This is a genomic window from Maribacter spongiae (assembly GCF_047345125.1).
In the GTDB taxonomy this organism is placed as follows: Bacteria; Bacteroidota; Bacteroidia; order Flavobacteriales; family Flavobacteriaceae; genus Maribacter.
On the sequence record NZ_JBLFEQ010000014.1, the window covers coordinates 49235 to 56277 of the forward strand.

4 protein-coding genes and 1 tRNA gene are annotated in these 7043 nt (G+C 40.1%); 1 reads left to right on the top strand and 4 read right to left on the bottom strand.

What is annotated here, in order from left to right:
- Window position 1 precedes the first annotated feature (1 nt).
- The 4 genes from ACKWB9_RS14920 to ACKWB9_RS14935 form a co-directional block, all read right to left on the bottom strand.
- Window positions 2–2779, bottom strand: a complete 2778-nt coding sequence (locus ACKWB9_RS14920) for an outer membrane beta-barrel protein (protein WP_414003818.1) — start codon at window positions 2777–2779, stop codon at window positions 2–4.
- A gap of 137 nt (window positions 2780–2916) precedes the next feature.
- On the bottom strand, window positions 2917–4221 hold the full coding sequence (gene der / locus ACKWB9_RS14925) for a ribosome biogenesis GTPase Der (protein ID WP_414003819.1): 1305 nt from the start codon (window positions 4219–4221) through the stop codon (window positions 2917–2919).
- Between the two features lie 76 nt (window positions 4222–4297).
- Window positions 4298–5182, bottom strand: a complete 885-nt coding sequence (era, locus tag ACKWB9_RS14930; RefSeq protein ID WP_414003820.1) for a GTPase Era — start codon at window positions 5180–5182, stop codon at window positions 4298–4300.
- On the bottom strand, window positions 5169–6536 hold the full coding sequence (locus tag ACKWB9_RS14935) for an alanine/glycine:cation symporter family protein (RefSeq protein WP_414003821.1): 1368 nt from the start codon (window positions 6534–6536) through the stop codon (window positions 5169–5171). Before ACKWB9_RS14935 ends, era begins: the two co-directional genes overlap by 14 nt.
- A 114-nt stretch (window positions 6537–6650) precedes the next feature.
- On the opposite strand from ACKWB9_RS14935, the gene ACKWB9_RS14940 reads away from it, so the two are divergent.
- Window positions 6651–6723 (top strand) — tRNA-Met (locus ACKWB9_RS14940).
- The last annotated feature ends 320 nt before the right edge of the window (window positions 6724–7043 follow it).

Sequence of the window (7043 nt, forward strand, 5' to 3'; positions counted from 1 at the left end):
TCTAACGCTGGTTGTTCCCTGGCCTCTTGCCTCCAAATTGATCAAACTTATACGTAAAACTCATCATAAGATAACGCTGCAGCACCGTTCCCTGAAAATCCTGGATAAAATCCTGTCCTGTAGTCCTTCTTGTATTGATGTTCTGATTTAAAAGGTCGTAAGCAAGGACTTTTACCGTTGCTTTTTTTTGCATCATTTGCATTCCCAGGCTCATGTTCCAAAAAATGGCATCCTTATCAAATCCCGGACCTACATTACCATTGTAATTGTAGTTTATATCATTTTCCCAAACTAAATTTTTGGGCCAATAGGTCGTTGTTTTAAACTTTGTGCTGTGGGATGTAAAATTGATGTTGGAAAAGCGTTCTAAATTGTATTTGGTAGTGTTCAAGGATAAGGAGTACTCCGGCTCCAAGGTAACAAGTTCTTTAAAATTGAACAGGACGCCGACCCTCGGAATTGCCGAAAGTCTTTTGGCTTCCAACCTTTCCCCATTGGTAAAACTTACATTTTTTTGGATGTTAAGGTTTGGCCTAATGTTTAACTTGACCGTAAGCGTGCTGTCCTTTTTCAATTCCTTTGAATAGCCTATACCTCCATTATAATCATAATTTCCGTCTACATTTACATAGCGCGTCGTTCTAAGAAAACCCTCATCCGTTGTAGTGTTGGACACTACCTGATCGTCCTGAAAGGTTAAACGCATATGAACAAACAATCCTGTTCTTTGCCTCCAATTATAATCATTATAGTTTATATAGATATTACGCCGAATACCAGGTCTCAAATTGGGATTACCTATACGAACGTTCAATGGATCGCTCACATTGGACACCGGCTGTAATTCATTAACATTGGGGGCATTAAAATTAGTCCTGTACTGGATACTTATCCTCTTGTTTTGGCTTATGGTATAATTACCATAAACACTCAACAGGAAATTTTCATAATTCTTTGAAAAATCAGCAGATTGTAAAAAATCCGTATTTCGCAAATTGGTCCGCCTATATCTTCCGATAATCCCCCACCTGTACTTCTGGGTTTGATTTCGTATGCCAATATATGGGATATGGGCGGTGTTCCTAAATTTGAAATCCGAGCTTAAAGTTGTATTGAATCCTGAATATGAATTGGAGTCCACATCAAAATCGAACACGGAACGATTATTATTTTCCGTACGTGTGTCCAACTCGTATCCAAAATCCAAATGGAGCTCCTTATTCAATGCTTTTCGATACCTGAGGTTTAGTTGATATCTATCGGTCCTATTGTCAACAACCGTTTCCTGGTCTAAAACTTCCTCACTTGCATTGCTACCAAAAACTACCCTTTCCGATTTTAAATTGTCTAGGGTATTTGCATCGTTATTATCGTTTTCCAATGACAATCGAAGGTAACTTCCCAAGGTATCCAGCCTCTTTATAACCGCGAGCCGATTTGAAAAGTTACGCTGTACGCCATCACTCGTGTTACGTGTATTATTTGTATTTATGGTTTCGCCCAACTCATTCGTGGACCAGGTATTTCTCAGGTTTTTGGAATCGGTACGGTTTACACTCAGAGAAGGGACTAGCGTAATGCGCAATGTTTTATCTACATCAAATGTTAGGTTGGCACTACCTTGATTGGAATTGGTCAAGCCCGTAAAACCAGATTCTGTATTTGTAAAAAAACGACCTGTTGGAAGAATATTTTCCCTAACCGTTTTTTCGTCATTGAAGGAATCGCTATTCGCAAAAAAGAAATTGGCATTTGCCTCATATTCGCCTTTCTTTTGATTGGCATAACTTGCTCCTATATTGGAAGAAGTAATTATTCCCTCACCAAAACCAAAGGAAAGATTTCCTACCGAAAAACCTCCCTGACTACTTACGGAAATCCCCCTCCCGGAACCCCTACCCACCATATCATAGATTTCATCAAAAGAGAAACCTGCATTATTTACATTGTTACTGCCGGCAATAAGGCTTATCCGTTCCTTACCATTAAAATAATTTAACAGCCCATTGGCCTGGTATCTTTCATCTGTTCCATAACCTGCGGAAAAGCGCCCCAAATATCCTTTGTTCTTATCTTCTTTAATGGTAAGGTTGATTGTCTTGGATTCTCCGTCACCCGCTTCACCTGTAAACTCCTGTGTCTTGGTCTTGGTATCCAAAATTTGGATCTTACTTATGATTTCTTTTGGTAGGCTCTTGGTGGCAATTTTGGGATCATCGCTAAAAAAGACCTGACCATTGACCAATACCTGGTTCACTTCTTTTCCGTTAACGGTAATCTTGCCCTCGGTATCTACTTCTACACCCGGCAGTTTCTTTAACATATCTTCAACGGTGGCATCGGGCCTGGCCTTAAAGGAATCCGCATTAAATTCCAAGGTATCCTGTTTCACCCGAACGGGAATCCGTTCCCCGATAACGTTTACACTTTTTAGTTCTTCCACCTGCTCTTCCATCTGCACTACTTTCAGATCAATGTTTTTTTTCACATCAATTTGCATGGGTAATACTTTATAACCGTTATAGGAAAAAAAGAGGTTCAGTTTCTTTAAGGAAGATTTCCCTTGAAGGTCAAAAAATCCCTGGGCATTGGAAATGGTATAGGCAACTAAAGCGCTGTCTTTTATAGACTCCGCATAAATGGTAGCCGACTCCAGAGGTATTCGGGAAACGGCATCTACTATTTTACCCCTTATCTTAAAATCTTGTGCTTGTGCTTGTGTTTGTGTATTGGAAAGAATAAAAATACCCAAAAAAAGGGTCGACAGAATTTTCTGCATTCGGTGATTTTGTTTTAGATCGATGAATAATTCCTGCCGAAAATATAAAATGAACTAAATACTTAGTTGAAAATTAACAAAAGTTTATGTAAAAAGAATGCGCAATCTTTTTCTTAGGGATGAACAAACGTCGAAATCTATTTTTTTCGCATAAAAACAGTAATGGGAACCCCCGTAAAATCAAAGTTTTCACGAATCTTATTTTCCAGATAACGTTTATAGGGATCTTTGACATATTGCGGTAAATTGCAGAAAAAGGCAAATTGGGGATATGACGTGGGCAATTGGGTGCAAAATTTTATCTTCACATACTTTCCCTTATATGCCGGAGGCGAATAGCTTTCTATTAAAGGAAGCATGGTATCGTTCAGTTTTCGGGTTACGATCTTCTTGCTTCTATTTTGATAAACCGCGACTGCCGTTTCGATAGCCTTGAATATACGTTGCTTGGTCAATACCGAAATAAATAAAATTGGAACATCCGTAAAAGGTTCAATGGCCTTTTTTATTTTTTGGGTGTATTGTTTTATGGTATTGGTCTCTTTGTGTTCTACCAGGTCCCATTTGTTGACCAGAATAACGATTCCCTTATTGTTTCTAGCGGCCAGCCAAAAGATATTTTCTACCTGGCCATCAAAACCCCTTGTAGCATCCAATAATAATAAACATACGTCACAATGTTCTATGGCCCTAACGGAGCGCATAACGGAATAGAATTCCAAATCTTCCTTGACCTTGGCCTTTCTGCGAATTCCTGCCGTATCTACCAGATTAAATTCAAAACCGAAGCGATTGTATTTCGTATCGATACTGTCTCTGGTAGTCCCGGCAACATCGGTAACAATATAGCGTTCTTCTCCTATCAAAGCATTTATAAAAGAGGACTTTCCGGCATTGGGTCTTCCCACAACGGCAAATCTGGGCAAACTGCTTTCTTCTTCAACAATTTCGGGCAAAATCTCGACAAGGGCATCCAAAAGCTCCCCGGTACCGCTACCGTTAATACTGGAAAGTGTATAATATTCCCCCAGACCCAGGGAATAAAACTCTACGGCATCTTCTTGGCGCATGGCATTGTCTACCTTGTTGATAGCCAAAAAAACCGGTTTGTCCACACGTCTTAACAGTTTGGCCACATCTTCGTCCATTCCCGTAACTCCGGTCTCTACATCGACCATAAAAATAATGGCATCGGATTCTTGAATGGCCAGTTCCACCTGCTTATCGATTTCCTTCTCAAAGACATCGTCACTACCAACTACATATCCTCCGGTATCGATTACGGAAAATTCCTTTCCGTTCCAGTCCGTCTTACCATAATGGCGATCACGGGTAACACCACTAACGGCATCTACAATGGCTTCCCTACGCTGGATCAATCTATTAAAAAATGTAGATTTTCCAACATTTGGCCTTCCTACTATCGCAACAATTGCACTCATGGTGATAATTTAGGTTGCAAAGGTAACGTATCCTTAAGAATATGAAATCGATTAAAAAACTAGAATGGCGGTATGATCAACCGGAATACCCAAAACGCTTTAATTGCCTGTTATTGGTACGCCAGTTCTTGTTCACCTTAACATAAAGTTCCAGATGCACCTGTTTGCCAAAAAATTGTTCCAGATCCTTTCTGGCCTCTATCCCCACTTTTTTTAAGGCCGAACCCTTGTGACCGATAATAATTCCTTTTTGGGATTCCCGTTCTACCATTATAACGGCCCGTATCCTAATAATGTCCGTATCCTCTAAAAATTCTTCGGTCTCTATTTCAACGGCATAGGGGATTTCCTTTTTATAGTTCAGCAGTATCTTTTCCCGAATGGTTTCGTTCACGAAAAACCGTTCCGGTTTATCCGTCAATTGATCCTTGGGGTAAAAAGGCGGTGCTTCCGGCAATAAGGCCAATATTCGTTCAAAGACTTCCTTTACATTAAAATTTTGCAGCGCGGAAATAGGGTGGATCTCAACCTTGGGCAATTGGCTTCGCCAATATTGCACCTGCGCCTCTAATATTTCCTGTTCGGAATTATCGATCTTGTTCAATAACAACAGTATCGGTATTTTACTATTTGCTATTTTACGAAAGAAGTTTTCGTCTTTTAGTGCCTTTTCCCCTATTTCTACCATATATATCAACACATCGGCATCCTCAAAAGCCGATTTGACAAAGTCCATCATGGATGACTGCAACTCATAGGCCGGTTTTATGATTCCGGGAGTATCGGAAAGGACAACTTGAAAATCATCTCCGTTCACAATTCCCAAAATACGATGGCGGGTTGTTTGTGCCTTGGACGTTATAATGGAAAGTTTTTCACCCACAAAGGCATTCATCAAAGTGGACTTCCCCACATTGGGATTGCCTATAATATTTACAAATCCTGCTTTATGCTTTTTCATGTTTCATTTTTGAGAAATAATTTTTAGCCGCCAGATTTACTTTTGGCGACAGATACAACACCGCTAACATATTGGGAATGACCATAAGTGCATAGGCCAAATCAATCAGGTTAATCACTAAATCTACGGAGGCCACCGCGGCAAAAATAATGGTTCCCACAAAATACCAGTTGTAGTATTTTCCAATTTTGGCATTGGTCAAAAAAGAAAGGCATTTTACCCCATAATAAGAATAGGTAAACAAGGTGGACAGGGCAAATGCCGAAACAATGACCATTAGCAGTACATCCCCAAAACCGAACAAGGATTTTTTAAAAGCGATCAGGGTCATTAAAATCCCATTGCTTTCCGCTTCTAGATACGCTCCGCTCAAAATAATCACTATGGCGGTCAATGTACAGACCACAATCGTATCGATAAAGGGACCTAACATGGCGACCAACCCTTCCTTTACCGGCTCATCCGTTTTGGATTGACCATGATACATGGGTGCACTGCCCAATCCGGCTTCATTGGAAAACATGGCCCGCCGTACCCCAAGGATCACCAATCCCCAGAAACCTCCTTTGACCATGGTATCAAAATTAAAGGCCTCTGTGACTATTAGCTTTAAAGAAGGTAGAACTTCAGCGGCGTTCGTCCCCATGACGATCAAAACCGCAACAAAATATATGAGTACCATAAATGGCACTATTGCCGAAGCCACTTTAGCTATTTTTTTAAGCCCTCCAAAAATCACGAATGAGGTAATTATGGCCAAAACTATCCCAACGATCAGTTTCCAATTAAAATCTCCAAGCAATGCCAAATTTTCGTTTGGTTTTACCACGTTCATAAAGGTCTGGGTAAATTGGTTCGCCGTAAATACTCCTAAAAACCCAAAGAGACCCGCAATACAGAAAAAAGTAGCCAAGGGTTTGGCTTTTTTGCCTATTCCTTGGGTAATATAGAACATGGGACCTCCTTGTAATTTTCCTTCGGAATCTGTCCCCCGGAACATTATGGAAAGGCTACATGAATAAAACTTAATGCACATTCCTATAACGGCCGTGATCCAAATCCAGAAAACAACGCCCGGGCCTCCCATATAAATAGCAATGGCCACACCGGAAATATTTCCAAGACCAACGGTTGCAGCCACTGCGGCGGATAACGCCTGTAAATGGCTTACATCTCCCTTTGCCCCCTCTTTGTCATGCTTGCCGGCCGTAATGGCAATGGCATGGCCAAAATAACGATAGGGCAGAAATCTAGACTGAAAAACAAGGAACAGTCCGCCACCGATCAGAAGGATAAGCATCACCCATTCCGTGTAGGGCAACATTGCGGATAAAAAATCATTAAAAGTTTCCATACAGTAAAAACTCGAATTTATGGATTTTAAGCTGGATTGGCCTAAAAGGATTTAGTGAATGTTGGTTTTAATTTGGAAATAAACAAAAAACCGTTGTATATTTGTCGTCCATATCGCGGGATAGAGCAGTAGGTAGCTCGTCGGGCTCATAACCCGAAGGTCACTGGTTCGAGTCCAGTTCCCGCTACTAGCAAGGACAAGCCTTTCAAGAAATTGAGAGGCTTTTTTTATGTTTTGGGTACAGCATTTTAAAGTTTTACATATTCATTTTATTTGATATGTATTTGTGTTTTTTGCCTGTAATACCAAATAAACACTATTACTTAGTACTTAAACTGTTGCTAATAAACTCTTCGTATTCCAAAATTGAAAGAAATTACTATTAAAACCCGTTGTGCATTTTGATTGAGATATAAAAAGTTGTGCAAACTGCTCAATGGCAGTAAATTGTAATAACGACAAAACAATTAAGATGCACAACTTTGATGAAATTTACGAAAGAATACT

What these genes read in the sequence shown, in the direction of transcription:
- ACKWB9_RS14920 (WP_414003818.1), bottom strand. Translation starts at nt 2,779, where the DNA reads ATGCAGAAAATTCTGTCGACCCTTTTTTTGGGTATTTTTATTCTTTCC.
- der (WP_414003819.1), bottom strand. Translation starts at nt 4,221, where the DNA reads ATGAGTGCAATTGTTGCGATAGTAGGAAGGCCAAATGTTGGAAAATCT.
- era (WP_414003820.1), bottom strand. Translation starts at nt 5,182, where the DNA reads ATGAAAAAGCATAAAGCAGGATTTGTAAATATTATAGGCAATCCCAAT.
- ACKWB9_RS14935 (WP_414003821.1), bottom strand. Translation starts at nt 6,536, where the DNA reads ATGGAAACTTTTAATGATTTTTTATCCGCAATGTTGCCCTACACGGAA.